The 24739-nt window shown below is 35.3% G+C and carries 33 protein-coding genes; 1 reads left to right on the top strand and 32 read right to left on the bottom strand.

The features are described 5' to 3' along the window. From DF185_RS24160 to DF185_RS04015, 18 genes are all read right to left on the bottom strand, one after another. Nucleotides 1–297 (bottom strand): DUF4133 domain-containing protein, encoded by a 297-nt coding sequence (locus DF185_RS24160; protein ID WP_165835940.1) that lies wholly within the window; start codon nucleotides 295–297, stop codon nucleotides 1–3. Continuing rightward, on the bottom strand, nucleotides 297–611 hold the full coding sequence (locus DF185_RS04095) for a DUF4134 domain-containing protein (protein WP_110359476.1): 315 nt from the start codon (nucleotides 609–611) through the stop codon (nucleotides 297–299). Before DF185_RS04095 ends, DF185_RS24160 begins: the two co-directional genes overlap by 1 nt. Nucleotides 612–634: 23 nt before the next feature. Next, the gene (locus DF185_RS04090) at nucleotides 635–994 is read right to left on the bottom strand and encodes a hypothetical protein (RefSeq protein ID WP_110359475.1); all 360 of its coding nucleotides are present in this window, start codon (nucleotides 992–994) and stop codon (nucleotides 635–637) included. 834 nt (nucleotides 995–1828) lie between these two features. Next, nucleotides 1829–2515: a P-loop NTPase family protein gene (locus DF185_RS04085; protein ID WP_110359474.1), complete on the bottom strand. Its 687-nt coding sequence runs from the start codon at nucleotides 2513–2515 to the stop codon at nucleotides 1829–1831. Then, nucleotides 2478–2930, bottom strand: coding sequence for a hypothetical protein (locus DF185_RS04080; RefSeq protein WP_133249950.1), 453 nt, complete (start codon nucleotides 2928–2930; stop codon nucleotides 2478–2480). The genes DF185_RS04085 and DF185_RS04080 overlap by 38 nt, the downstream gene beginning before the upstream one ends. Before the next feature lie 10 nt (nucleotides 2931–2940). Next, on the bottom strand, nucleotides 2941–3216 hold the full coding sequence (locus DF185_RS04075; protein ID WP_110359472.1) for a helix-turn-helix domain-containing protein: 276 nt from the start codon (nucleotides 3214–3216) through the stop codon (nucleotides 2941–2943). 99 nt (nucleotides 3217–3315) lie between these two features. Continuing rightward, the gene (locus DF185_RS04070; RefSeq protein ID WP_133249949.1) at nucleotides 3316–3585 is read right to left on the bottom strand and encodes a hypothetical protein; all 270 of its coding nucleotides are present in this window, start codon (nucleotides 3583–3585) and stop codon (nucleotides 3316–3318) included. Between the two features lie 219 nt (nucleotides 3586–3804). After that, nucleotides 3805–4677: an RteC domain-containing protein gene (locus tag DF185_RS04065; RefSeq protein ID WP_110359470.1), complete on the bottom strand. Its 873-nt coding sequence runs from the start codon at nucleotides 4675–4677 to the stop codon at nucleotides 3805–3807. A gap of 218 nt (nucleotides 4678–4895) precedes the next feature. Beyond that, nucleotides 4896–5294, bottom strand: coding sequence for a putative quinol monooxygenase (locus DF185_RS04060; protein WP_110359469.1), 399 nt, complete (start codon nucleotides 5292–5294; stop codon nucleotides 4896–4898). Then, nucleotides 5291–6325, bottom strand: coding sequence for a zinc-binding alcohol dehydrogenase family protein (locus tag DF185_RS04055; protein ID WP_110359468.1), 1035 nt, complete (start codon nucleotides 6323–6325; stop codon nucleotides 5291–5293). Before DF185_RS04055 ends, DF185_RS04060 begins: the two co-directional genes overlap by 4 nt. Before the next feature lie 2 nt (nucleotides 6326–6327). Then, entirely contained in the window at nucleotides 6328–7437 is a 1110-nt protein-coding gene (locus tag DF185_RS04050) for an alkene reductase (protein WP_110359467.1), read from the bottom strand. Further along, complete coding sequence (locus DF185_RS04045) at nucleotides 7428–8084, bottom strand: NAD(P)H-dependent oxidoreductase (protein ID WP_110359466.1); 657 nt, start codon at nucleotides 8082–8084, stop codon at nucleotides 7428–7430. The genes DF185_RS04050 and DF185_RS04045 overlap by 10 nt, the downstream gene beginning before the upstream one ends. Further along, nucleotides 8081–8983 (bottom strand): SMP-30/gluconolactonase/LRE family protein, encoded by a 903-nt coding sequence (locus tag DF185_RS04040; RefSeq protein ID WP_110359465.1) that lies wholly within the window; start codon nucleotides 8981–8983, stop codon nucleotides 8081–8083. Before DF185_RS04040 ends, DF185_RS04045 begins: the two co-directional genes overlap by 4 nt. A 100-nt stretch (nucleotides 8984–9083) precedes the next feature. Further along, nucleotides 9084–10424 carry a ferredoxin reductase family protein gene (locus DF185_RS04035; protein WP_110359464.1) on the bottom strand — a complete coding sequence of 447 codons (1341 nt, stop codon included), beginning with the start codon at nucleotides 10422–10424 and terminating at the stop codon, nucleotides 9084–9086. Nucleotides 10425–10557: 133 nt separating this feature from the next. Next, nucleotides 10558–11301 (bottom strand): nitroreductase family protein, encoded by a 744-nt coding sequence (locus tag DF185_RS04030; RefSeq protein WP_110359463.1) that lies wholly within the window; start codon nucleotides 11299–11301, stop codon nucleotides 10558–10560. Nucleotides 11302–11474: 173 nt separating this feature from the next. Continuing rightward, entirely contained in the window at nucleotides 11475–11954 is a 480-nt protein-coding gene (locus DF185_RS04025; protein WP_110359462.1) for a Dps family protein, read from the bottom strand. A gap of 8 nt (nucleotides 11955–11962) precedes the next feature. Continuing rightward, nucleotides 11963–12904 (bottom strand): polysaccharide deacetylase family protein, encoded by a 942-nt coding sequence (locus DF185_RS04020; protein ID WP_110359461.1) that lies wholly within the window; start codon nucleotides 12902–12904, stop codon nucleotides 11963–11965. Next, nucleotides 12901–13317 (bottom strand): DoxX family membrane protein, encoded by a 417-nt coding sequence (locus tag DF185_RS04015; protein WP_110359460.1) that lies wholly within the window; start codon nucleotides 13315–13317, stop codon nucleotides 12901–12903. Before DF185_RS04015 ends, DF185_RS04020 begins: the two co-directional genes overlap by 4 nt. Before the next feature lie 114 nt (nucleotides 13318–13431). Between DF185_RS04015 and DF185_RS04010 the strand changes: the two genes are divergently transcribed. Beyond that, nucleotides 13432–14298 (top strand): AraC family transcriptional regulator, encoded by an 867-nt coding sequence (locus DF185_RS04010; RefSeq protein ID WP_110359459.1) that lies wholly within the window; start codon nucleotides 13432–13434, stop codon nucleotides 14296–14298. Between the two features lie 192 nt (nucleotides 14299–14490). Here DF185_RS04010 and DF185_RS24155 read toward each other — a convergent pair whose 3' ends face one another. The 14 genes from DF185_RS24155 to DF185_RS23535 all read right to left on the bottom strand — a co-directional run. Beyond that, on the bottom strand, nucleotides 14491–14604 hold the full coding sequence (locus DF185_RS24155; protein WP_110359458.1) for an LUD domain-containing protein: 114 nt from the start codon (nucleotides 14602–14604) through the stop codon (nucleotides 14491–14493). Between the two features lie 45 nt (nucleotides 14605–14649). Continuing rightward, complete coding sequence (locus DF185_RS04000) at nucleotides 14650–14997, bottom strand: sensor histidine kinase (protein ID WP_110359457.1); 348 nt, start codon at nucleotides 14995–14997, stop codon at nucleotides 14650–14652. Then, the gene (locus tag DF185_RS03995; RefSeq protein ID WP_133249948.1) at nucleotides 14997–15578 is read right to left on the bottom strand and encodes a DUF6261 family protein; all 582 of its coding nucleotides are present in this window, start codon (nucleotides 15576–15578) and stop codon (nucleotides 14997–14999) included. Before DF185_RS03995 ends, DF185_RS04000 begins: the two co-directional genes overlap by 1 nt. A gap of 967 nt (nucleotides 15579–16545) precedes the next feature. Then, entirely contained in the window at nucleotides 16546–17973 is a 1428-nt protein-coding gene (locus tag DF185_RS03990; protein ID WP_110359455.1) for a GspE/PulE family protein, read from the bottom strand. Continuing rightward, complete coding sequence (locus DF185_RS03985; RefSeq protein ID WP_110359454.1) at nucleotides 17964–18458, bottom strand: hypothetical protein; 495 nt, start codon at nucleotides 18456–18458, stop codon at nucleotides 17964–17966. Before DF185_RS03985 ends, DF185_RS03990 begins: the two co-directional genes overlap by 10 nt. Before the next feature lie 7 nt (nucleotides 18459–18465). Next, entirely contained in the window at nucleotides 18466–18879 is a 414-nt protein-coding gene (locus DF185_RS03980) for a type IV pilin protein (RefSeq protein ID WP_110359453.1), read from the bottom strand. A gap of 84 nt (nucleotides 18880–18963) precedes the next feature. Beyond that, nucleotides 18964–20106, bottom strand: coding sequence for a type II secretion system F family protein (locus DF185_RS03975; RefSeq protein WP_110359452.1), 1143 nt, complete (start codon nucleotides 20104–20106; stop codon nucleotides 18964–18966). Next, the gene (locus DF185_RS03970; RefSeq protein WP_110359451.1) at nucleotides 20096–20584 is read right to left on the bottom strand and encodes a PulJ/GspJ family protein; all 489 of its coding nucleotides are present in this window, start codon (nucleotides 20582–20584) and stop codon (nucleotides 20096–20098) included. Before DF185_RS03970 ends, DF185_RS03975 begins: the two co-directional genes overlap by 11 nt. After that, nucleotides 20568–20939, bottom strand: a complete 372-nt coding sequence (locus DF185_RS03965) for a hypothetical protein (protein WP_110359450.1) — start codon at nucleotides 20937–20939, stop codon at nucleotides 20568–20570. The genes DF185_RS03970 and DF185_RS03965 overlap by 17 nt, the downstream gene beginning before the upstream one ends. Then, nucleotides 20927–22192, bottom strand: a complete 1266-nt coding sequence (locus DF185_RS03960) for a bactofilin family protein (protein WP_133249947.1) — start codon at nucleotides 22190–22192, stop codon at nucleotides 20927–20929. Before DF185_RS03960 ends, DF185_RS03965 begins: the two co-directional genes overlap by 13 nt. Continuing rightward, the gene (locus DF185_RS23540) at nucleotides 22161–22823 is read right to left on the bottom strand and encodes a toxin-antitoxin system YwqK family antitoxin (protein WP_110359448.1); all 663 of its coding nucleotides are present in this window, start codon (nucleotides 22821–22823) and stop codon (nucleotides 22161–22163) included. Before DF185_RS23540 ends, DF185_RS03960 begins: the two co-directional genes overlap by 32 nt. A 6-nt stretch (nucleotides 22824–22829) precedes the next feature. Next, the gene (locus DF185_RS03950; protein ID WP_110359447.1) at nucleotides 22830–23762 is read right to left on the bottom strand and encodes a FliH/SctL family protein; all 933 of its coding nucleotides are present in this window, start codon (nucleotides 23760–23762) and stop codon (nucleotides 22830–22832) included. After that, entirely contained in the window at nucleotides 23759–24394 is a 636-nt protein-coding gene (locus DF185_RS03945; RefSeq protein ID WP_133249946.1) for a hypothetical protein, read from the bottom strand. Before DF185_RS03945 ends, DF185_RS03950 begins: the two co-directional genes overlap by 4 nt. 112 nt (nucleotides 24395–24506) lie before the next feature. After that, on the bottom strand, nucleotides 24507–24739 hold a 233-nt coding region (locus DF185_RS23535), incomplete at its 5' end, for a hypothetical protein (RefSeq protein WP_207784580.1).

Here is a 24739-nt window from a genome sequence, read left to right as displayed (position 1 = left end):
TTAGATTTGACAGATTCTTCTTTTAACAAGGATGAAGTGTGGTAATTTGCGGGCATGTCGTTTTTTGGACCAGCCCTGATGTCCGTATTTTTTTTGAATTCGATTCAATCGGTATAACATTGTAAAAAAACATGGACAGCAAATGAGAAGAGCCGTAAAGACACCAGCCAAAATGTAAAGGATGACAAAGAGAATGAATGATCCGATTACAGCATACAGGGTCAGGTAAACCAGGCTTCCTGAAAATCCTTTTACATAGAGGCTGGTGTCAATTTTTTGAATGGTATAGGTATCCATCAGGCAAAAAATGCTTTGATAACTACGCCCACCAAAATGAGAAACAGACAGGCTCCAAACCATCCCATGATGGCTTTTTGGGTATCCTGGTCTCCACTCTGCCATTTGATGTAAACCCGAACTCCACCGATGAGTCCCACTACTGCTCCGATGGCAATGATCAAATTGGAGACAGGATCCACATAAGAATTGATTTCCGTTGTTGCCTGGTCAATTCCTGAAGAGCTTTGAGCCAGCGCATAACTTACAGACAGATAAGCAAGGAACATTAATGCACCAAGCCTTTGAAAAAATTTTCGATTAATTTGTTTCATGAAGTATTTGTATTAAAAGGTTATTATTCGCATTGAACCTGGCTTAAAATGGAAAAGAGTGTGGCCTCATGCCCTCCAAGGAAGTAGTCCAGTTCATATCCTTCATCCATGCCTGTTTCTTCATAGAATAAAGATTGAAGTGATATTTTCTCTCCTGTAATTCCTTCTATCAGTTTTGAGGAGAAATCTTTTTCTGACACTTTCAAAGGAGCTACTTGATGAGATGAAAAATCATCATGTTGCGCCTGTTCGAACAGATCTTTATCTGGTTTTAGCTTTTCTTTCCACCATGCGGTAAACAAAAGCGTCAAATACCAAATTAAAAGAAGGACAACTAACAGGCCTGAGAATTCCGTCCAGGCTATTTTTTCCAGTCCAAACATGAGTAGTGTTTTTTAGTTCTTAATTGTTCTGTTTTCAAGTCCCTGTATAAGGATTTGATGAATCAAAGCTCACAATTTGGATCAAGCAGATTTCACAAGTAGTTCACAACTTGGGTGTTTTTTATTGATAAGTTGAAGATGAATAACTACAAAAAAGCAGACTGGTTGAACTGACATAATCAGCTTCAATTTTGACCATTTCTCAGCTTGGAAGTCAAACCAAATGGGTTCATTAGATAGAAATATTTATTAATTTAAAAGAGAAGAAAAAAGCCTCAAAAAAAGAAAAGAAAGCCACTCTAGGGACAGGAGAAGAATTAAATACAAGGCTAGCCAATCTTCAAATTTTTAAAGTAAGCTTACAGATTACTACGGCTACTCGCTTGGCCTTGTAGTTTATCTTTCTCCTGTCTAATTTAGGCTTTATTTTCCCTTATTTTGGGTTGCTTTTGGATTAAAAAGTTGTTATAAAACCATATGAGTTTATTAAATAAATTCAGGAGCTGGGAAAAGCAAGTACATTTTCGCAGCTTGGCGAAGAAGATGTTTTTGCAGTGTGGAGGAAAAGACTCTTCCAGAGCAAAGAAAAAGCTTCTATCAATGTGATGGGAAAATACCTGGTGCATTGTGAACTTTGATGGCAACTCTGAATGTGTCTGCCCGGGAGGTAAACTTAAATGCTCTGTGAGCTTTAAAAAGCTTAAAACTTTTAAATTTTAATGAAAGGTGGGCAAAAGGCAAGTGTAGCACTGAAACGAAGTGAAAGGCTACTTTTGTGAGGGATGTAAAAAGGCTTTTCCATTAAAGAAATGCCTTTACATAGGAAGAGTAACTTTAGATTCTTTTATCCCTTGCATTTTTATCAAATGCTACCAGGTTAAACATTTCCCTTAACCTGCTGCGTACACGGTTGCCATACATGGATTCCAACTCTGAAGCAGACAAATTGGTTGTGGCATGAGTTAGTATTTTCCTTTGGATAAAAAGATCATAACGGCTCAGGAGAATTTCTGCCATCACATTACACTCATTGCCATAGTATTTCTGAGATTGTTCTACTCCCAAATCATCAAAGCAGATGATACCTGATCGAAGTCTTCCACCCATGCTGTGGACAAATCCATTGCCATAACGTTGTATTACTTTATGACCTTCTTTCTCAAATTCAAAACTGATTTCCCTGGAGGATTTAATTGGATATTGCTTTAATGGTTGAAAAAAGTAATTAACCAGTTTCATGAGGGAAGTTTTTCCACAACCAATGGGTCCAGTGAGTAAAATACCTTTGTGAAGTTTAATGCTTTTTCCCAAACATGTTTTCTCATCTTCTATGGCATAAACCAATAGTTTTAAAATCAAATCATGATCCTCCTTGAAGATTTTAAAATGGGATCCAAAGGCTCTTTTACCCTGATTTTCCAACCATTTCAAACAGGTTGGAAAATTAAAGTTGTAAACGCCATCCTTCAGATCAGCTAGCTCTTTATAGGGGTTCGGAATAATCTTTATTGGTTTTGGCATGTAGTCTGTTTTTTGAATTTTTCAAAATTTCTTTGGAGGATACCTCTTGTTTTCTCTCTTTATGTTCGTTTGTAATGTTTATTAAAAGTGTATCAGATGAAGTATCACCTGTAGTATCCTTTGCAATATCAAATCTAATACAGCAGATCGTACTTCCACTATGCATATTGGCTGCCGGTGAATATTTAACGTATCCCCATTCGTGCAATTGTTTGATACAACGTGCATAGGTATTGACTGACCCTATTCTGGAATTTCTCATCATTTCAAAGCGACATATAGGAAAGGGATTTTTGAATCGGTTGATATTCCAAAGTCTGAAGCAAGACATATACAGACTGATATGGTAAGCTGTCATCCTTTCATCCAGCTCTAAACGCTTGAAAAAACCATTCAGGTGCTTGATATAATTCATTAAAAGATATCTAATCAATCCCCATTAAGTTATTTGCAAGCATCTTCTTTACATCCTCATAATTGTAAAACATGACACCTCCAATTTTAGTAAAAGGTAACGTTCCCTTGTCTCGCAGGTTCTGCAAAGTACTTGAGGATACATCCAACATATCTCTAACATCATTGGATTTGAGCCATTTCTTGACCTGAGGAGCATGATTCTCTTTCAGGATTTTTTTAATCTCTTGAATTAATTCAATCTTAAATTCTCGTAAATCATCGGTGGTTACAATTTCAGCTGACATAAGATATAGTTTTTGATGAAACATTTTAAAGTATTCCAAAAATGCACATCTGTCTTAATTGATGTTCACAAGTATCACCCAAGTGGGGATATTTTCTGCTTAAATTAGAGCATCTAAATCAGACTGTTTTGTATCTATTGGCAAAACGTTTTGGCGATGCCTTACGCATTTTCGATGATGTAATCTAAGGGAAGTGAGATCTTTTTCAGTCAGTCTTTCCAATAAGCCAATTCGCTCTTCGAAAGTATAACAATTCCAAAATTTTATAAACGGACAATCACTAGCAGTTTCTCCTAATGGACAGCCTACCATTGGTACAATTAAATCAGCATATTTTATGCTTTTTTCATTAAAGCATATTTCAGACATGAAGTTTTGATAAAATATAAAAATAAAAAGCGTGAACCGTAGCATTATTCATACCAGAGGTATCGTCAAACACCTACACCACAAATAAGTACAGCTCACGCAAAAGTATTGCGTGACATATTTATATTCCTGTGGTGTTTAAAATTTGACGATTTTCTGGTACAAGAATAGAAGTTGTAAAACTATGTATCTAACTAATAATTATATAATCATAGGCATTTAATTATTCATTTCAAGGTCGCGATTATCTGTGCTATCCATTTTTCTTATTAAAGAATCTTTCAAATAATCAATATATTTTGTTCGTTCTATTTTTCGACTTCTGACCTCCAGGAAAATTCGATATACATCTCCTAATTCGATATCAAATATATTTTCAAAAAGCCTTGCCATTTCTTTGATTCCAAACCTACCTTCGTTGATTGACCTGGAGCTATGTAAGGCATATATCAGCTCCACCATGGCAACTTTGCTATCTGTCCATTTAAAGTTACAGGATTTAAGATGTGTTATCTCAAAACCTCTACTATCTCGAATATCCCCTTCAATATTCTTTATTTCATCACCTATATAAGTGATAAGATGCCTGTGTGCTATAAACAAAGCAATAATATAATCCTGAGCAGTTGAAAACTTACGATCCAATAAATGATGAACATGTTCCGAATCTAACCTTACATACATGCTATTTCGTAAAAAATACTTTTCATCCAGATGAGTATGATTAAGACGGTAATAATGGTATAGTTCTGTGTACTCAACATATATCTTTTCAAGATCTTTCATTATCGATACCAAATAATGAATCTGATTTTCTTGTGGAAATAAGGGCCTATGAGTTTCTATTTTTAAAAGTTTCAAATAAAAAACAAGCTTAGCATATACTCTTGGTTTGATATGTTTAAAGAAATGAATTTCACTAGCTTTATCTGTAAAGTCTTTTTCTGAGACCAACTCCTTCATTTTATGCAAAACTAAAGTACAGAGACCAATGGCTTTCTCAATGACAAAAAGTACATCCTCATTCGTATCTTTTAAAGTCATGAGTTTTTTCTCCAAATTTTGACTCATTTGCACGTATATCTCATTCATAGAATCACAAGTTTAAGTTTATTGATCTAAGAATTGTCTTCAGAGTGATAGTTAAGATAAACTAACTTAAAATTGATTTATCAACCATTTCTCCCAACGGATATTGTCTGGATCATATTTATTATTTTAAACTTAAAATCAAAATAATAACTGCCGCTGTTAGCAAAACGTTAAGCACATCGCTAATATTAACTTTCTTAATTGCTCCTTAGTTTTTCTTAATCCAGTTTTTTTAGCTTCAATACATCCAGGGATTCAAGTATTTCCTTTGAATTCTCTTTATATCCGATAAAATGGACAGTTTGCATATGTTTATTCAAAGCCTCTTGACTTTTCCAGATTTCATACATAACAAACACATTGGACTTTTCCACACTGAGATGCAAATCATACCGAATACATCCTTTTTCTTTTCTACTTTTTACAACTAATTGTTTTAACAATTCAAGCATTTGGACTTCACTTCCTTTTTTAGTAGTTATGCTAGCAACCAGTGTAATAGTTTCCATCTGTTTTGAGTTTTTTTGAGTTGTTAATTCATTTGTTTTAGCATCAATACCCCATAAAAGGTTAATGACAGCTATCATTATGAAGGTGATGAGATATTTAGCTTTCATGTACAGGAATTTATATTTATAAAATCTATCACTGTTTTTCCGATGGAACTGCCGGATTCTATTTTTCTATGTACTTCCTTCAAAGTTTCCACACAGAATTTTTTATAAACGCAATTCAATGTTGATTTGATTTTTTTACTTTCCATAAGGCCAGCAAGCTGGTTTAAGATATTTCGCTGAACACTCTGTCCTTCTGTTATATATATTGCTTTTGTAAATACATATTCCCACGAAAGTGTAACACTTTTCATTCGGATCATATTCAAGTCTAATGCCCACTTACTTTCTGCGATACAACAGATATGCCCCTCTGGTCTAATCAATTTGGACATGATTTCCCAATAGTCGTCCGTGTTCACACAGTTCAATATAAAATCAACATGTTCATGGCCGGCCTGTTGCATCTCCCCAACCAAGTTCCTGTGATCCACTACAAGATCTGCCCCCATATTCTTACACCACTTCTTTGATTCTAACCTGGATGCAGTAGTAATAAGATGTAATCCCGTCATTTGCTTTACCAACTGAATGGCAACCGAACCAACTCCGCCAGCCCCTCCAATAATCAAAATTGATTTTGAGCATGTATCCTCTTGGTCCAATTTCATTTTTTCAAACAGAGCTTCCCACGCAGTAAGTGAAGTCATTGGCATTGCAGCAGCCTCTAAAAACGGAATACTTTCCGGTAAATGACCTACAAGGTTTTCATCGACCAACTGAAATTCCGCATAACTTCCTTGTCGCGTAATATCTCCTGCATAAAACACCCTGTCGCCCAACTTAAAGTGATCCACTTTGTCACCCACAGCCACAACCGTTCCTGCAGCATCCCATCCCAATATTTTAGGCTGATCATGAGGCTGCAGTAGATTTGTATTCTGTCGAACTTTATAATCAACAGGATTTACTGATATGGCTTCAATCTTAACTAGTATATCATTAGCAGTGGGAATGGGCTGTACCAAATCCAACTCAATAAGACTGTCTGCTTCACTGATAGGCAATGATTTTTTAAATCCGATTGCTTTCATTTTCAACCTTTCATATATGGGTAATCTGTATAACCTCTGGCATCGCCACCTCCAAACAATGTATGACCGTCAGAAATTTCATTAAGTAGTGCATTCTGCTTTACCCTTTCAGGATAATCCGGATTGGTCAGAAATTTACGTCCAAAGCCAATCAAGTCAACCAAATTTGCTTTCAAAAGCATTTCTCCTTCCTCCGGAGTTTTATTACCTGTTGCAATAATGGTATTACTGAAAACCTCTCTAAGCTTTATTCTAAATTCAGTAGGAATTTCAGGAGCATCATCCCAATCAGCTTCACATAAATGGATGTAGGCAACTCCAATTTTATCCAATTCCTGACAAGCAAGCATTATGGTATCCAAAATTTTAGGATCATCCATGTCTTTAAATTTGATAAAAGGTGATAATCGAACACCCACTTTTTCTTTTCCTACTTTTTGGATTACAGCTTGAGTTACTCTTATTAGAAAACGAATACGATTGGTTGTGGTAATACCGTATTCATCTATTCTTTGGTTTGAATTGCTACGTAAGAACTGATCTATTAAATAGCCGTTAGCCCCATGAATTTCTACACCATCAAAATCCGCTTCATTGGCATTAATAGCAGCAGTGGCAAACTCTTCAATCACCTGATCAATATCTTTATAGGTCATTGCTCTTGGCTTTTCTACAGGCACAAATGTGGCATCTCCATTAGATGTCCCGTCGAAAATATAAACGCTGGTATCCATCGCAGTACGAGCTGAAGGAGCAATTGGCTGTAAACCATTTACCTTTGAACTGGATACCCTGCCAACATGCCATAGTTGCAAGAATATTTTGCCCCCATTTTTGTGTACTTCTTCCGTTATCAGCTTCCATCCTTCCACTTGCTCTTTGGTATATATGCCCGGTGTTTGGGCATAACCTTTACCTTGCAAGGACACTTGTGTAGCCTCAGTAATAATTAATCCGGCGGAACTCCTTTGTCCATAATATTCTGCCATTAAAGAATTTGGCACATCTCCTGGTTGAGTGCTGCGTGATCGTGTCATAGGAGCCATGAGAAAACGGTTTTTTAACTCAATGGCACCCATTTTATATGGGTCAAAAAGATGTTTTATTTCCATGATACAATTTCATTTAAGTTTCTACGAGTTTTAGTATTTGGTTCTCTTTGCCTGTAACCAAATGCCAACATATATGATAGCCCAAATTTTTCGGTGTCAACCCCAAACTTTTCCTCCAACAAGGCTTCTGTTTTCTCCTGGTGGAAACCTTCAATAGGGCAAGTGTCAATCCCAATCATTGCTGCTGAGGTCATCATATTGCCCAAGGCAATGTAAGCTTGCTTGGATGCCCAGTCAAATAGCTTTCTTTCATTTGTAAGATCAAAATCCGATTTCTGGAAGTTTTCGAAAAACTCCCCCTTACCTTTAATTACATCTTCGGGTAATTTCTGTACATCTTTCATGAAGTTTTGAATGTATTCACTATCCCAGGCAATGAGTGGCTTTTTCATGCTAAGACACAATAGGAAATGACTGGCTGTTTCAAGTTTTAAAGGTGCTCCCCAGGCATTTTCTTTTAGTGCATTACGTAGCTCCTTATCCTGAACTACCACAAAATGCCAGGGCTCAAAGCCAAAGGAACTTGGCGAAAGGCGTCCTGTTTCCAGAATAAATTTAAAATCTTCGTCTGTAATTTTTTTATTTACGTCAAACTCCTTACAGGCATGACGAAACCAATAAGCATTTAATATTTCCTGTTTATTCATCGGTAAATCATTTTTTTTAATTGATAACTCATTATCTTATTATCCATCATTAAAGGGATATAAATGGTTTTGGAATTTTTATCGAAATAGGTATCAGCGCTACCCTTTGGCAGATCCAAGACTGAAGTAACAGTACCTTGTTGGGTTGAATAGTATAGTAACTCCCCCTTTAGCCAGTCTGTAAGCAGGAAACCATGTAACGTCTGGCTTAAACCATCCAGATTACCTATTGGTTTACTGATAATTTCAACATTTCTGCTTTTCAGGTCGATTCGATATAAAAAACCTTGTTCTTTGGTTTCATAGGTGTTGGAATTCAGGCCATTTCCCCAAGCAGCTACATATAAATGTTTGGATGTGGCATACATGCCATTGGGCATGTACAGTTGGTCGCCCTCAATCCACTTTTCAATTTTTCTATTACCACTAGCCTGGAGCTTATAGATAGAACTAAAACCAAAAGTATTGCTCACATATACATTGCCCTTCTTATCTATGCTTACATCATTTAAAAAAGTAGCATCTGGAATTTCATGTGTGGAAACCCTTCTACTTTTAATATCGATTTCAACAATTTTGTCAATATCGGCAGCATATAGTTTCCCCTTATATATGGCCAGCCCCTTTGGGGCATTTAGTCCTTCAGAAACCCATTTTTGTTCAAGTATTTTACCTTCCAAACTAACTTTTGATATGTAACCATTACTATCTTTATCTGTTGGGGTACCATTTACATTGGATACATACAACACATTATTTTCTGCGTCGAGTACTACACTTTCGGGATTACTAAACCCAGCTAATTCCCATTGTTTTACCAACTGAAAGGGTAACTTGTTTTGCGCTTGCACAATTGATACTATTAGTACCAATAGAAGTGTATAAAATTGCTTTTTCATTCTTTTGATTTTTTGCTAATAATTCAATTAGAATATATTTATTCGCATTTACATTCGTTGACAATTAAACAAAGTTCCATTTGCCATCTTCTCAAATAAATTAGCGCATCTCAAATAATTCTTGATGAAATTTTGAATTAAGTCCATTTCTTTGAAGGTATTTCTTTATTGATTTCCCCATTTTTGAGGGTCCACAAAACCAAACACTTGCAGATTTCCAATCCGAAACAGAATTTCGGATATGGTTTCCTGAAATTAGAGCAGATTTAGAGGTTTCAAATAAGTGTAAATTGATGTTGGCTTCTGCTGAGAGTTGCTGTAACTTTTTCTTAAAATTAGAATCTAATTTTATTGCTGAGTAGAAAAAATCAATTCTTTGCATATTATTCTGTTGTGCCAAACGCTCCATTCGTGCTAGAAAAGGAGTAATGCCAACACCTCCGGCTATCCATATTTGACTTTCTTTGTTGTCCTTAAAAGTAAAATCGCCATAAGCACCTTCGAGTACTATCGAATCACCGATTTTTAATTTATTGGCCAAAGTATTGGTATAATCACCAAGAGCCTTAATTGTAAAACTGATATTTTTGGTCTTTTTATCCCAAGCCGAACTTATTGTAAAAGGATGATGAAGCTCTTTTTTTTCAAATTTCAGAAATGCAAATTGCCCTTCATTATGTCCTTTCCAGTTATCGCTTTTCACTATTAATTCAAATATATTCATATCGGGATATGTATTGATAGACTGAATAGAACCTTTAAACTTTCGTTTCCTGCCCACTTGCCCCAGAAGAACAATAAACGAAGAAATTGCTCCTACTATCATTATAATTGCCATAATTATACCAATTGGTTGTGTCCAATAATTGATATACATAAGTGCAAACGAATGAAAAACCAACACCAAATAAATTACCGCCATTGCAATGTGAGTTTTTGCAAAAATGTGATAGGGTATTTTCTTTAACAGGGCCATAGTGAGAAACAAAACTGTTACATAAAATGCGTACTCACTTACTTGAAGAGCCGGAGATTCAAGAGATTCCAAAAACACTTCAAATGCGGTAGGTGTAAGGTCTAAATTTTCAGTGGCGCCTGAAATAGCATCTAAAATTATTAACTTATCTAATTGTGACCACCATTCCGGCAATTTTGACACTAACCAGTGCAAAACGGAAAACGAAAATGCAACAATGCCAAGCCATTTATGAAGACGGTAGATTTTATCAAGTCCGCCCAATCGTTTTTCAATCCACACGGGACGAGTTGCCAATATCATTGCAAAAGTCATAGCAGAAAATGCAATGATTCCGGTATATTGAGCCAAACTCTTCGTAAACAAGTTGGAATCAAACGGAATATACAGCAGCGTATTTGTAAAAAACCAAATTAAGGTGATAAAACCAAATGATAAGAGAAGTGCTAGTTTTATTTTGCTCATACTAGATTTCCAATTTTATTAGAGCTACCTATTATTATTCTTTGAGAATTTATATTAGGCAAACTCTGAACAAAAAGGTAAAGACAATTCATTAACTGCCTTTACATACAAATAAAAATATCTTTTAATTCAATTAAAGCTCAGTGATGACATCTTCTTTTGCCATACGTGCTTTAGGTAATTTACGGTTGTAATCTTTCCCATCTTTGTGATAACCGATTGCCAAAGCAAAAGTACATTCGTAATCATCACCTAACTCCTTGGCAAATTCTTTTTGAATTTCATCAGCATTAACCCCTTCCATTGGTGTAGAATCGATATTCAGGCGTGCTAATGCGTGTAACACGTTACCCAAGGCAATGTACGTTTGAGCTTTTGTCCAATGTCCATTGTTTCCATTTTCATCAGCCACCATCTTCGCAAATCCGAATGATGCTTCCAGTCGTTTATCATATCCTTTTTGATTCAAGCGTCCGGCGGCCATACTAGCGTCTAATCGTTTTTTGTAATCCTCTTTGCTAAAATGCACTTTATTGGCAAAAAGGATTATTTCCGACGCATCTGTAGCGTGAGGTTTATTGAATTTATATTTTTTAAAAGTACTTGCAAAACGTTGTTTTGCTTCATCACTTCTAATAACAATAAATTTCCATGGCTGCGAGTTAATAGAAGAAGGCGATAAGCGTAATACTTCTTCTATTGTTGTCAAATTTTCTAGTGAAACACGTTTTGTTTTATCATAGACTTTTGCCGTATAACGAGTGTTCATATCTTTGATGATTTGATTACCAACAGATACTTTTGATCTTTCTTCTTTTTGTGTACAGGCCCCTAAAATTCCTGCTACAACCGCTAAAATTAAAATCCTATTTTTCATTTTTTCAACGAAATTATTTAAAGTCCAAAATTAGGATAAGCTATATCCTTATGTAGTTATTATTCTGATGATTAAATAGTATATTTAATGAATAATCTTCAAGTATTAAGTACTCATTTCTTGAACCAAAGACCTTTTTTTAGTCTTTGGTTCTCATGGGACAATACAAAGATTTATAATACATGGGCTCTAAGAAACCAAGCTAATTTTTCATGTTCTTCAACCAACATGGTAATAAAATCTGCATTACCGGCATCATCATATTGATCATTAAAGGGATTGATTAATCCCCGCATGTAACGAATGATTGTTTCGTGATCATCTAACAGTACTTGTATAAATGCAGATGAATTATTAGGTCCGGAAAGATTCTCGTCCAATTCTGATAGTTTCAAAAAGCTACTCATCTTAGAAGGAGGATAATGTCCAAGCATTCTTACTCGTTCCGCTATATCATCAATGTATTCATTGATTTTATTGTATTGATCTTCGAACAACTTGTGTTTATCGGCAAAGTCAATACCCCCTACATTCCAGTGTGCATTGCGCGTTTTGGTTACCAATACATATTCATCGGCCAATAACTTGCTTAGCCCTTCGGCTACCTTTTCGCGGTTGGCATCTGTAATGCCAATGTTTATTTCCTTATCCATAGCTTTTTTTATTTATTATACTTGATTTCGGAATTGTCAACCGGGGTATCAGGATCATTTAAAACCATTTTGGCAATCTCATCTTTACGCATAAAAACGACACCTCCGTGTTTTTTTGCATACTGAATAAATTCATCTACAACCTTTACAACGGCAGGAGAACCTCCAATGCGGTCATGCAGACTTACACTCATCATTCTTCGCTTTGTACCTGCTTCTTTGTACAATTGGTCAAATTCAGCCTTTAGCTGATAAAGAAACTGGTCGGGACTCCAATTCTTTCCAGCAATGTTTACAATGTCGTTATTTCGTAGAGTATACGGCATCACTACGAATTTTTCATTTCGTACCATGGTAATGAAAGGCTCATCACGACTGACATCATCAATGTGATATAAAAAATCCAACTCCTGCAATACTTTCAATGTATTTACACTACGACGTAACCAATTGCAATTGTAGCCTACAGCTCTTTGTCCGGTTAAATTCTCTACAAAGTCAACCCCGTCTTTTACAAACTTGAGTTCATCTTTATAGGATAAGTTCCACTGATCGTCCCAAGCAATACCATGAGCTGCAATTTCATGCCCTCTGTTGGCAATGGCTTTAGCAACTTCAGGATACTTGCGGGCCGCTTCACCCACAACATGTGATGTAACTTTTATACCATGCTTGTCCCACAAATCAAGCATGCGGTAAACTCCTTCAGTAGCACCATACCGAAACCAGCTTTCGGCTGGTAAGTCAGGTGTTCCTTTTGGCAGGGGATTTCCAGAAAAAGGGCTTTCTGCTCCTTCGGGTTGTCCTCCTGTTTCAAACTGCATAGAGAAGGAAATAACCAAACGAGCGTCGTTAGGCCAATGTGTTTCTGATTTGTTTTGCGCTAATAAATTTCCAAATAAAGCAAAGCTTAATACGGTAATGATCAAAGTGATTTTTCTAATATTCATAACTTATTATTTTTAAATATTTTATTATCTATTGAAATTTGATTGTAGTCAATGTAAACCATAAGGAAAAAGAAATACAAGGCATATATCATCTGGAAGCTTACCCATTCCCAGTTCTCTTTCAGGCATGAACCAAAAACTAGAATCAGAATTATAATTGCCCCCCCTGCAATAGCTTTACGAGTAAACAATCCTGCAGTAATTAAAATACCAATACTGAGTTCCAGAAATGGCAAAACACTTGCCCACACACCCACTAAAGATGCAGGAAGTAGTGTATCCTGAAAGGAATTCAGCATCCATATTTTAAAATCGAATAATTTTGGAAGGCGAACCAAGCCATGCCCCAATAAATTGATACCCATTGTTACTCTAGCCAACAAAAAGGCCAACTCTTTGTCTTTGTTTGTCATGTTATCTTCTTACTATTAATTATTTCGTATTGTAAAAAATGATACCAACAAAGTTAATTTCATACCACGCATTCCCTCCTGTATAAATTCATTATAAAATTGTATATTTGGACTATGACTAGATTTAAACAACACATACCTTTTGTAGTCCTGGAATTTGAAGGTGACATATGGGATTATCCACCACACAATCATGATCACTTTGAGATCATTCTAATAAAGAAAGGAATAGGAAGACACATTATTAATGAAGTGCCTTTTCAATACAAAGCCGATGATATTTTCTTAATTGCACCGAATGATTTTCATTACTTCGAAGTAGATGAAAGAACCTCATTCTGTTACTTAAAGTTCACTGATCTAATCTTTAAGAAAGATGGAAATATACAAGAAAAGGCTAAATGGATGCAAAGGATCGAATCTGTTTTGTTTAATCCTAATCTAATACCAGGTGATGTTAGATATAATGAAGACGATAAAAAAAGAATACTTCATATTGCTGAAATAATACTAGACGAACACCATAATCCTCGCAATTATAGTACTGAAATAATATCAGATGCCGTAAGTATGATTCTTAGTATAATTGCAAGAAATATTTGTAATCTTTACTGTGAAAAGCAGGTTAAAGCTGAAGCTAATAAGGGTAAAATAAATGAAATACTAACTTACATCCGTCATCACGTATATGATCCTGAAAAAACCAGGATTGAAGTAATTGCTGAACAATTCCACATGTCGAAAAATTACATCAGCATATTCTTTAAAAAACATGCTGGAGAGTCTTTACAACAATATATTTTAAACTATCGAATGACACTTGCCGAAAACAGAATTCGCTTAAGCGATTTTACCATTTCTGAAATTGCTTTTCAATTGGGGTTCACCGATGAGAGTCATTTAATTAGGCATTTCAAAAAAAGGTATGGGGTGAATCCAGGAGAGTATAGAAAAACTCTTGCTGGCCTGCATGATGGATAAAACACGAACGATTTAGGCACGGTCTTTTAATAACCTAAGTCTTCATCTATTAGAATAATTTTTAATTCGCTTTGCAGGAAACGACTTCTCCATTATGGTCCAAACATTACACATACGATGTGGAGCTTGGCAGTCTATACATACCCCTGTTTTTTTGACATGAAGTCTTAACTCAGCATGTCTTTTAGCAGTTCATGGTACCGATACATTCTTAATTCGTTCAATTGCTTCTTTGATGTCTCTTACAATTTTATTTTTCCCAACAAAAACAATAACATTTTCTGGGCTATTAGTAAGCGCAAACACCTAGCCGAATAAAGAAGTGTGAATTAAATTTTACCAATTCTATTTTTAACCGATATTAATTGTTTTACCAACATTCTTTTTAAAGTAGCCGTATACTTCAGTTCCTTCTTTCAGGGCACTCTGAACTTTCATTTTTCCTTCAATACAATGTAACAACTCCTGGCAAAGGAATAATCCAAGCCCCGTGGAAATTTCGCCATTTGTTCCGTTTGTAAATTGGTTAATTCCTACCTGCTTATTAAGAGCGTCCACCTGTTCCAAAGACATGCCAATACCATAATCCTTAACCCTAAGCACAACATGTTCTTCGGTGTTAGTCCAGCTAATGATTACTTTACCACCTTCATTACTATACTTAATGGCATTACTAACAACATTACGCAAAAATACCATTAAAATATTTTTATCAGATACAATTTTGATATCCTCCCCTTCAAATAACAGTGAGATCTTTTTTTGTTTGCTAAGAGACTGAAACCAATAGTCAACGATTCATAAGCAGCATTATTAGTAAGCATTTCGGCATACCAATCTTTACCACCAGCAGCTTCAATAAGAGCTTGATTCGCTTCCGAATTTAACTCTTTGCTTAAGCTAGCCATTTTTGCAGATTGATTCTTTCTACCTCCGGCATGCAAAGACCATCCATGCCCTCTAATAATTCTACAAATGGTACCGCCTGCATTTGCAACCGTTTCATTGTTTCGATGCATACATGCTTCCATAAAATTTCGAAAAGCTAAATATGATTCATCTCTACGAAAATCCTTTGCGTGCAGCAGAGATGTAAAATCACTTGACTTGCTCCTATTGGAAGCCTCCAGAGCCCTTGTCAGCATTGCTTCAAATTTTGCTATTGCAGCATCTAACTGTAATCCTTCTTTATTTAATGATTTCAGATATTTTGAAATTTTGTTGGCATATCCCAATAATTCGTCGATAAGCAACAAACTAAAAGTCATTTTTAAAAACATATCTCAAAAATTTAAGGGTTAACCAAGCAACATTCCTTAACAGAATAATAAAATTAGCAGATTATTTTTTGAAGACAATAATATTACTATGATTTTTTAATATTTATTTTAAAATCATTAAACAATGATATTCAGACACAATACCCCAAAGTGACATCACCCGTTAAATTCCCAAAATTATAAATTATCTATTTTACTTTTACAGATATCATTCAGCATTCCAAAGAGAATCCTAACAAATTAGCGATCGAGACGAAGATGAAAAATGCATGCTAAATTGTCAAGCATATTTTTTTGAGAATTTATGCCTTCGATTAAACCACGCTTGAGTATTTTTCTTGCGCCAGCCTATCAAAATTTTGAAAATTGAGCCTCTGGCGCAATTCAGGGGGTCAACTTTTTGCAAATTGATAAGCTGTGGCGAGTAAGCAGGTCAATTTTTCTCTCGGCGATGTGCTGACTTCAGCCAGATGGTCAAAAAATTGCTCGCCGATCCCCTGTCTCAATTTAGGAGCTCAATTTTTGATTTTTTGACCATCTGGGGCGAGCCAAAACATCAATTTTTTGCACGGCAATAGGCTGGCTGAAGAAAAATATGGCCACAGGCCAATAAATACAAGCATTTATAGAAAATAGGCTGTTAAGTAGATAATATTCATTTCAATATTTTCCTAGGTCCTTCGAAATGTACTTTCCATCCTCTTTCCAGTTGGCAGAATTGTTCTGAATGTATTGTTCTATTCAGTGGTAGGCATCAAAATCACGTATGATGTGATCGTGAAAACGGGTTTGTCATGCGAATTTGGGGTTTGTTTTGCGAGCCATTACCGTTGCCGATGGAGATGATGGCATGGGAATGATTGGGCATTATCACAAATTCATCCAATTCCAAATTCATATCAGGTCATGTTAGTGATCTATAAAATCTAAACCTCTATTTAATTAACCGCTTAAAATATCTTTATTATTAGATGAAAAAAGAATACACTTCATCTATTGAGGTTTGTTGTGAAGCAAATAGCTGCCAGGCGGCATCTTTTAAATATTTAAGTTGATTGTGTTTGGCTAATTTTTCAATATCCAATTCATTATTTTTTATCAATTGAGCAACATTACTTTCTATTGGGATCAATTCATAAATGGCCTTTCGCCCTGAGTAACCAGTATAGTAACAATGTTCACACCCCACTGGACTCGCGTGAGTTGCCAAATTTTGAGGAGGGGTAAATCCTGCTGGATAAATTGAATGATTCACTTCTGTTTCCTGCTTGCATTTCGGACATAAAAGTCGCACCAAGCGTTGTGCCATTGAAAGATTAATTGTACTTGCCAAAAGGTATGGTGGCACTCCCATATCTACCAGTCGGGAAATGGTTCCCCAAGCTGAATTGGTATGGATTGTAGAGAACACCAAATGGCCTGTTAAAGCTGCACGAATTGCCATTTGAGCAGTTTCCTTATCACGAATCTCACCCAACATGATGATGTCCGGATCTTGTCGTAAAAAAGTTCTTAAAGCACTTGAGAAAGTAAGACCAATATCTTCTTTTAATTGAACCTGGTTGATCCCTTCCAAGGTATATTCAATAGGATCTTCGATAGTAAGGATATTGGTTTCCTCTTTGTTTAACAGTTGCAGGGTTGCATAAAGTGTTGTTGTTTTACCAGAACCGGTTGGTCCGCTAATTAAAACAATGCCATTGGGACGCTTAATTGCCTTTAAATACACCTCTAGCTGCTCTTTTGAGAATCCTAAGTAATCCAATGATATTTTGCCAGCATCTTTACTCAATATTCTCAATACGATTTTTTCTCCATTCATTGTAGGCAAGGAAGAAACCCTGATGTCGAACTCCCCTACACTTTCTTTAAACAATATACGTCCATCTTGTGGCAATCTTTTCTCTGCAATATCCAGATTGGCTTGAATCTTTATTTTGTTGACCAATGCCGGATATTCATCGCTTGAAATTTTATAGCGCTCTACCAACTTTCCATCTACACGAAATCGGATTCTAGCCATTTCTTCATACACCTCTATGTGTATATCACTGGCTCCAATTCCGTATGCTTCTCCAATTACCTTAGGTAGAAAATCCTCATAAGCACCCGAGAATTTCTGACTACTGCCACTGCCCTTTGATTTGTTTTGAGGATAGTATCGCACCAAGGCATTTTTTAACTCCTCTTCGCTTACTTCGGTAAATTGAATATTGCAGCCGTATAAGATCTCCAACTCATCTTGTAGTTCGGATTGATCTTCTCTCTTTGAAGAGTAAAAAATTTTTTTTCCCTTATTAGAATTTGCTGGTACAATTTGATAATGCCAGGCTTGCTCGCTTGTAATGCTTTGCACCAACTCGGTAGGTATCTGAAGTTGCTGTTTTATATCCATTGATAGATCCAATATTCGTTAAAAAGGTTGAATTCGAAGCTGTATTGCAAGCTAAGTAGCAAAAACAGACAACATGCCTGAATTCCAGCCAAAGGAATTGTTTTATGCCTATAAAGTAAAGAGATGATTAAAGACAGAAATAAGCTTCCTATAGAAAAAGCAATAAAATTAAGGATAGCAAAATTTACGCTTGCTACCACAAAAAATAACAAATCGCCCAGTCCAATTAATTGCCATAATCCTTTTCTGCCCTTAAACCGAATTTTTGCATATAAAAACAGTATCAGAAACAGAATTACAATTAATATGGCATTACTTCCTGTATTCAGCAACAATTTATCAGCACTTACCTGTTGAATAGAATTCAAAATAGATAGAAAAAAAGCAAGAGGAAAAAGAATCCAATGCACTTGTCTTTCTTTGAAATCTTGATAAGTGATCACACTTAAGCTTAACAACAAGACAATTGTTAGTAAATAGCTCATTACTTTCTTAATCCTTTACAAGCTCAATCAATTTTTTATTCTGATCGATTTCCCAAACATTAAATACCCCATCACCATCAAAATCAACAACCGCTGTAGCTTTTGCTTTAAATTCTGTTGCATTGGCCTCCACAATCTCAATTAAATAATTTGCTGTTCCATTGTCTGTTACCAACTTTTCTTGTTCAAAACCTATTTCTTCTATACTCGAAGAATATTTTGAGTACATGTAAAAATGAGTCTTCTCTAATGAATGCAAGTGTCCTAAATTCGTTTGAGCTTCTACACTTTTAGCTTTGGAAATCAAAGGCATTAAATTAGGCAATGCGATTAGTACCAAAATACCAATAATCACCAATACCACCAATAGTTCATTCAAGGTAAATGCAGGCAATTTCTTTTTCAGTAATGTATTTTTCATATCTACATTAAGTGTTAATGTTTAATTGTTCAAATATAAATATTATGAGTTCTTTATGAACATTAATGATAATTTATTTTTTTTCTAAGCAAACGAATTACTCATCTGGAACATTGGTAAATACATTGCTACCAGAATTACAGCAACCAATAAACCAACAAAGATGATTAATATGGGTTCCAATAATCCATTTAAAATACCAACCTGATGTTGCAATTCTTCAGAATATTGTTTGCTTAAGTTTTCGTATATCACATCCAATTGATTGATTTCCTCTCCCACCTTTGTTAATGACCTTATTTTAGCATCGAAAAAACTGAATCTTTCCATACCATCATACAAGGTTTTACCATGTAAAATTTCATCTTCAAAATGTAGTAAAGCTTGCTCAAAAGGGTAAAATGAAATCATCTTGCCCATTAAGCGAATGGCTCTGAGCAAAGGAATTCTTGCTCCCATTAGCAAGGACATGGTTTGACAAAACCTTGCCATATAAGCCTTAATTAGCATGGTGCCTACTACGGGTATTTTAATGGCAATTTGAGAGACATGCTTTCGAAACCATAATTTTTTCCTTGCTGATAGAATAAAAGCTATTATACCAATTATAATGAGAAGACCAATCCAAAAATTCTCTTTAAAGGCTTCAGAGGCATTCATTACCCATTGAGTCAATAGAGGCAATTCCCCATTAAATCGGCTAAAAATATCCACAAACATAGGTACTATAAAGTTCATCATGAACACCACAACCAAGAGTGCTGTTACGATAACGATTACCGGATAGGTAAATGTATTTATCAGTTGCCTTCTTTGTTTGATTCGATTTGCAAAAAATAATGCCAAATCGTGAAGAACTTCTTTCAATCGACCTGTTTCTTCTCCAATGCCCACCGAAAAACATTCATGAGCAGTAAACTTTTCAGAGTTCCTCATGGCAACCGACAGGTTGTCTCCTCCAATAAGTTTCTCGTACAATTGATTGAAAATCTCTTTTTCCTTCTTTTTTCTTTGCTCCTGGTAAATGATTTTCAATGCCGAACGCATATCGATACCCGATGATAAGAGCATTGACATACTGGAGTAAAAATCTTCCTTCTGTTTGTCTTTTAATTTATTTCCAGAGAATGAAATTTCCTTATTTAAAAAATCCAGTGGATTTGATTCCTTTTTTTTCTTTTTGCTCTTCTGTCCGTGAACTGATAATTCCTTTAAATCAATGCTCATTTTCGTTTTCTTTGGCGTTAAACAAAACGGCCTTTCCGTATTCTTTTCTGAATTGAAATGGAGCCAACTCTCCCTTGGTTATAATTTCAAAATACAATTCACTAACGTATGGCACTTCCTTACATTTTGTAATTCGCATATTAATAGGTTTTATTTTAAACCGCTCAATGCCATTTTTGGCTTGCAAAATCAGAAATTCCTCTTCAAATCTGCACAATCCAAAAACCACACTATCCTTAAATAAAATTCCCTCATCTTTCATGCTTATCTCATGTGCTTTAAAAAACCATGTATCCAAAGCCGATTCTACCAATAAAATTTCTTCCAACCTTTGCGATTCTTTCTCCTGAATGGCTCTGTACTGTTGAAAATGTTGAAAACCCAACATCACAACTCCCAGAACCAATAAACTAAGAATCATCACCATAATGACCTCCACCAAGGTAAATGCTGAAATTTTTTTATTCAGTTTCTTCATGCTCAGGTTTCATATTTATAACATGTTGTTTCTCTATTAACCGCCTACCTTCTGTAGTCATGGCCTTAAAATATGCGTTTAAAACCCCTTTTCTTCCGTTTATTTCCGATAGGTTTTCATACAATAAAAATCCGTTTACAGGAATGGTATCACTATGAATCATCGGATTGTTCTGAAAGTAATACAAGCGATCTTTTATAACAAACATGGCACGTGTACGATGTGTAGCATTGTAGTTTTTTCCAGTTTTTACCACAATTGCCATAGCCATTGCCAACACAAGCATGCCAATTAACAAAGCCATAATGACTTCGATAATGGTGCTGCCTTCTATTTTTTTCTTTAAAAGAGACATTCCAAATACTGCTTTCTTTTGGGATTTTCGAACCACGAAACGCCCACATAATTAACATTCAGATCTGATATATCCAATCGGTTGTTCAGCAAATGATTTTCGTACAATGCCGAAGGTGTTCTTAATATAAACCGATTGGTATACAAACTTCCCGCAACATCACCTTCCAATTCTACCGTTCCATTACAATAGACAAATCCTTCAATTTTTGATTCTTGTCCAATTTTTATTGTAGGAAAATCGTTTGTGTTCATTCCATCTACTACAATTTCGCCAGCATAGCGAACATTTCCCTTCAGCGTCAACTCTTTTTTTGCATTTGAGCCATTCATGTAGATTACCGAAGGAAACAAAAAATGTGAATTGTTGCCTACATACACCGTATCGGTTGCAAATGCTTGTACTCTGCCTTTAAAATTATTGGCAAATGAAATTTTAGGTGCCGCAATTATGCATTGATCCAACTTTACACTTCCTCCTAATTGTACCTCCTGCTTTGATACCAAACGAATATTTCCTTTCAGAATAATATTGCTCAAAGTCATAGGTTCTGGTGACCAAAGGCATAAGGTTTTATTTCTAAAAGAGTTGGATATACTGTCTATTCTCACATTTTCCCACAGCAATATACTGTCTCGCTGAAAATCGATCTTAAAGGCTGCTTGAAACAATTGGTTTAAATCGCTTCTTAATGCTGGAAGGTTCTGACCCGATCGGAGAATTTCTCCTTGTACTGCACTTTCCCGGTAATAGCCCACTCCATCTACATAGGATTTTCTTACGCCTAAGGCAGGCAATTGTACAGGTCCGCCTAGCCAAGTTTCCCCACAAACTGAAAGATACCGGTTCTTGTCGGTAAGAAAGAGTGATGGCCTATCATCCTCCCATATGTTATCGCCCAACAAAAAACACTCTTCTCTTTTATGATTCTGCCATGCAGTTTTTATTAGTAACTTCTTGTATACTCCCCAACTCTTTACATCTACTTTTACCACAGAGGAAGGAGTATCAAACAGATTAATTTCGATTAAGCCTTCATTTTCTATCAATTCCGGATTGTTCTTCATCAAGATTTTTGCTGACTCCAAATGATCCATTAAATTTTCCTGAATCAAAACCTGGTTCAACATCTGGTTGGAATAATGCGCCCGAAGCATAAACATCCCCACCAAAAAGAAGATCAGCAGAGAAATCAATACCACATATTGCAGTGCACCAGCCTTATATTTTTTGTTGATTAGCTTCCTGTTCACCTGATTTTTCTTCTTTGTCTTTTTTTACTTTTCTTTTCTTCGCTTTCTTTTTCTCTTTTTCCTTCTTTTTTTTCTTTTCAACTTCATTTTTATTTACTGCAATGGATTTATTTTTCACCAACCTTCCATTTTTATAAAATTGATAATGAATTGAATCTTTAGCTTGTGTTATTCTTCTGCCATGCAAGCGATTGTTCCTGTAATTTTCCTTTACAATTTGAAGTTCGCCAATGTATTGATGATTGGGTCCATTTTTCAATCCGTTTTTCCAATAAGTTGTCTGAATAAGCTTGCCATTTTTATCCCACAGCTTCCAGAATCCCTCTTTTCTGCCATACAGGTATAGTCCTTCTTCAATCAAGTACTTTTCAGAATCGAAAACTTGATATGTTCCGTGTAGTAAATCACCCGAATAACCTCCTCTGTTTTTTCGAATTTGATCATTTGAATACCAATAATAATCCGTATTCATATCGAGTTGCAGATTTGCTTTATCAATTAAAAGTCTGCAACGTATTTCATTACCATTCTGGTTGATTACAACAAGCCTGGTTATTCCATCGGTATCATGTGTTTGTGCATAAACATTATAGCACAATACCATCAGAAAAAGAAGTAATAGTTTACGCATGGTTTTCTACTTTTTAAGTTTTATAATTTCAGCTTTTAATTGCTGTATTTCGTTAGATTGCCTTTGCAATTGTTTATTTTGATCTATCAAATACAAGGTCAACTCTTCGATTTTTTGCAACAGCTTGGCATTCATTTCAGCTATATTCAAGCCAGTCTTTTCCATCTGCTTTGCCGATGGAATTTCAGGCAAATGCTTTTTGTTCTTTACAAATTGTTCTACTTCTGAAAGAGGCTTTAATTGGTAGTCTTCTTCGAAAACGAAATCGGCAGTTTTACCGTTGGCTTCAACTTTTATTTCTTCAGCACGCAATGTACCATTAATATCAAGTGCATAAAATGGATCGGAATTGAGAATGCCAATTTTTGAATTTTTAATCGTAAACACATCATCTACAATAGTTCCTTTTTTATCTCCCCAATAAGTACCAATAGAAAGACTATATCTATACTCCCCATGGTTTTTAACTTTAAAAACTGAAGAAAGATCTTCTGCAGAACTCCCTAAAACAATGCAATTTGTACTTTTTCCGGTAGCAGCATTTGAATATATCTGTAAACCTCCCGTAGGGTTATCAACTCCAATACCAATACTTCTATTCTTGAAAGTCATCATATTAGGAACTTCGTTTGATCTATCAGTTCCCCAATAGGTACCTATAGATAAACTATATCTATACCCCCCATGATTTTTAACTTTAAAAACTGAAGAAAGATCTGCAGAATTACTACCAAATGATAAACAATTAGTAGTAACACCTGTTCTAGGATTAGAGTATATCTGCAACCTAGATGACGGACTTGATGTCCCAATCCCAACTTTCCCATCCTTGTAATGAAAGTCATCTGCTGTTCCAGTAGTAGTCTTAACTTGTCCGTTTTGAGAGAAAACACAGGTACAACAAAATGTCAACCCTATGGAAATAATTGTTTTTATCATTTTTGTTTACTTAGTAACTGTTCTATTAGTTTCCGTTGTCTATCCAATTGTTTTTGTTGCTCAATTGTGTAAAGCGTCAACTCTTCGATTTTTTGTAATAACTTGGCATTCATTTCACTCACTGCGATTCCATTTTCCAAAACCTCTTTCTCAGAAGGTATGTCAGGCAAATGTTTGTTTTCTTCTATAAAACTTTCTACCTCCTTAAGATCTTTTAATCGGTAGTCTTTTTCGAAAACAAAGTCTGACCAAGCAGATGCTTCCACTTTAATTTCTCGCGCACCAATAGTACCATTAACAGCTAATTTATGTGTGCTTGTTGCAGTAGTGCATATTCCTACATTGCCGAAACGATCAATTGTTAATAAATCTTTTGTTCCTGAATCTTGTGTACTTCTAAAAATAAATGCTCCACCATCATTTGAATCCTTGGATTCAAAAACCATGTGATTCACAGTATTCAAATAATCATTATACATTGCTGAATAGTTAGAAGAATTTCCAACTTGCAATTGTCTTGTAGGATTGGTTAATCCTATTCCTACATTGCCAACTTGTGGAAAGATGTTGGTCTGGCTAAATGAAACCATTGTAGTTAGTATACTTACAAAAAGTAAGCTTATTTTTTTCATGATATAAATTAGTTTTGATTTTGTTATAATCACTAATTTTCCCTTCTCATTACATGATTATAAAGCAAGTAGGAAAAAAGTTAAAGCTCTTTGCATTCAAGAATACATACAGTTATTTGTCTTTTAAAAGTTTTATCTCATCTACCAATTGCTCATTTTTTTGAAATAAAGCTTCTATCTTTTTATTCTGCTCAATCACATAAAGCGTTAACTCCTCAATCTTCTGTAATAACTTGGCATTCATTTCACCCACTGCGATTCCATTTTCCAAAACCTCTTTCTCAGAAGGTATGTCAGGCAAATGTTTGTTTTCTTCTATAAAGCTTTCTACCTCTTTTAGGTCTT

The organism is Marinifilum breve, from assembly GCF_003202155.1.
Taxonomy (GTDB): domain Bacteria; phylum Bacteroidota; class Bacteroidia; order Bacteroidales; family Marinifilaceae; genus Marinifilum; species Marinifilum breve.
This window is presented reverse-complemented; position numbering and strand designations above follow the sequence as displayed.

What these genes read in the sequence shown, in the direction of transcription:
- DF185_RS24160 (WP_165835940.1), bottom strand. Translation starts at nt 297, where the DNA reads ATGGATACCTATACCATTCAAAAAATTGACACCAGCCTCTATGTAAAA.
- DF185_RS04095 (WP_110359476.1), bottom strand. Translation starts at nt 611, where the DNA reads ATGAAACAAATTAATCGAAAATTTTTTCAAAGGCTTGGTGCATTAATG.
- DF185_RS04090 (WP_110359475.1), bottom strand. Translation starts at nt 994, where the DNA reads ATGTTTGGACTGGAAAAAATAGCCTGGACGGAATTCTCAGGCCTGTTA.
- DF185_RS04085 (WP_110359474.1), bottom strand. Translation starts at nt 2,515, where the DNA reads ATGCCAAAACCAATAAAGATTATTCCGAACCCCTATAAAGAGCTAGCT.
- DF185_RS04080 (WP_133249950.1), bottom strand. Translation starts at nt 2,930, where the DNA reads ATGAATTATATCAAGCACCTGAATGGTTTTTTCAAGCGTTTAGAGCTG.
- DF185_RS04075 (WP_110359472.1), bottom strand. Translation starts at nt 3,216, where the DNA reads ATGTCAGCTGAAATTGTAACCACCGATGATTTACGAGAATTTAAGATT.
- DF185_RS04070 (WP_133249949.1), bottom strand. Translation starts at nt 3,585, where the DNA reads ATGTCTGAAATATGCTTTAATGAAAAAAGCATAAAATATGCTGATTTA.
- DF185_RS04065 (WP_110359470.1), bottom strand. Translation starts at nt 4,677, where the DNA reads ATGAATGAGATATACGTGCAAATGAGTCAAAATTTGGAGAAAAAACTC.
- DF185_RS04060 (WP_110359469.1), bottom strand. Translation starts at nt 5,294, where the DNA reads ATGAAAGCTAAATATCTCATCACCTTCATAATGATAGCTGTCATTAAC.
- DF185_RS04055 (WP_110359468.1), bottom strand. Translation starts at nt 6,325, where the DNA reads ATGAAAGCAATCGGATTTAAAAAATCATTGCCTATCAGTGAAGCAGAC.
- DF185_RS04050 (WP_110359467.1), bottom strand. Translation starts at nt 7,437, where the DNA reads ATGGAAATAAAACATCTTTTTGACCCATATAAAATGGGTGCCATTGAG.
- DF185_RS04045 (WP_110359466.1), bottom strand. Translation starts at nt 8,084, where the DNA reads ATGAATAAACAGGAAATATTAAATGCTTATTGGTTTCGTCATGCCTGT.
- DF185_RS04040 (WP_110359465.1), bottom strand. Translation starts at nt 8,983, where the DNA reads ATGAAAAAGCAATTTTATACACTTCTATTGGTACTAATAGTATCAATT.
- DF185_RS04035 (WP_110359464.1), bottom strand. Translation starts at nt 10,424, where the DNA reads ATGAGCAAAATAAAACTAGCACTTCTCTTATCATTTGGTTTTATCACC.
- DF185_RS04030 (WP_110359463.1), bottom strand. Translation starts at nt 11,301, where the DNA reads ATGAAAAATAGGATTTTAATTTTAGCGGTTGTAGCAGGAATTTTAGGG.
- DF185_RS04025 (WP_110359462.1), bottom strand. Translation starts at nt 11,954, where the DNA reads ATGGATAAGGAAATAAACATTGGCATTACAGATGCCAACCGCGAAAAG.
- DF185_RS04020 (WP_110359461.1), bottom strand. Translation starts at nt 12,904, where the DNA reads ATGAATATTAGAAAAATCACTTTGATCATTACCGTATTAAGCTTTGCT.
- DF185_RS04015 (WP_110359460.1), bottom strand. Translation starts at nt 13,317, where the DNA reads ATGACAAACAAAGACAAAGAGTTGGCCTTTTTGTTGGCTAGAGTAACA.
- DF185_RS04010 (WP_110359459.1), top strand. Translation starts at nt 13,432, where the DNA reads ATGACTAGATTTAAACAACACATACCTTTTGTAGTCCTGGAATTTGAA.
- DF185_RS04000 (WP_110359457.1), bottom strand. Translation starts at nt 14,997, where the DNA reads ATGGTATTTTTGCGTAATGTTGTTAGTAATGCCATTAAGTATAGTAAT.
- DF185_RS03995 (WP_133249948.1), bottom strand. Translation starts at nt 15,578, where the DNA reads ATGTTTTTAAAAATGACTTTTAGTTTGTTGCTTATCGACGAATTATTG.
- DF185_RS03990 (WP_110359455.1), bottom strand. Translation starts at nt 17,973, where the DNA reads ATGGATATAAAACAGCAACTTCAGATACCTACCGAGTTGGTGCAAAGC.
- DF185_RS03985 (WP_110359454.1), bottom strand. Translation starts at nt 18,458, where the DNA reads ATGAGCTATTTACTAACAATTGTCTTGTTGTTAAGCTTAAGTGTGATC.
- DF185_RS03980 (WP_110359453.1), bottom strand. Translation starts at nt 18,879, where the DNA reads ATGAAAAATACATTACTGAAAAAGAAATTGCCTGCATTTACCTTGAAT.
- DF185_RS03975 (WP_110359452.1), bottom strand. Translation starts at nt 20,106, where the DNA reads ATGAGCATTGATTTAAAGGAATTATCAGTTCACGGACAGAAGAGCAAA.
- DF185_RS03970 (WP_110359451.1), bottom strand. Translation starts at nt 20,584, where the DNA reads ATGAAGAAACTGAATAAAAAAATTTCAGCATTTACCTTGGTGGAGGTC.
- DF185_RS03965 (WP_110359450.1), bottom strand. Translation starts at nt 20,939, where the DNA reads ATGTCTCTTTTAAAGAAAAAAATAGAAGGCAGCACCATTATCGAAGTC.
- DF185_RS23540 (WP_110359448.1), bottom strand. Translation starts at nt 22,823, where the DNA reads ATGCGTAAACTATTACTTCTTTTTCTGATGGTATTGTGCTATAATGTT.
- DF185_RS03950 (WP_110359447.1), bottom strand. Translation starts at nt 23,762, where the DNA reads ATGATAAAAACAATTATTTCCATAGGGTTGACATTTTGTTGTACCTGT.
- DF185_RS03945 (WP_133249946.1), bottom strand. Translation starts at nt 24,394, where the DNA reads ATGAAAAAAATAAGCTTACTTTTTGTAAGTATACTAACTACAATGGTT.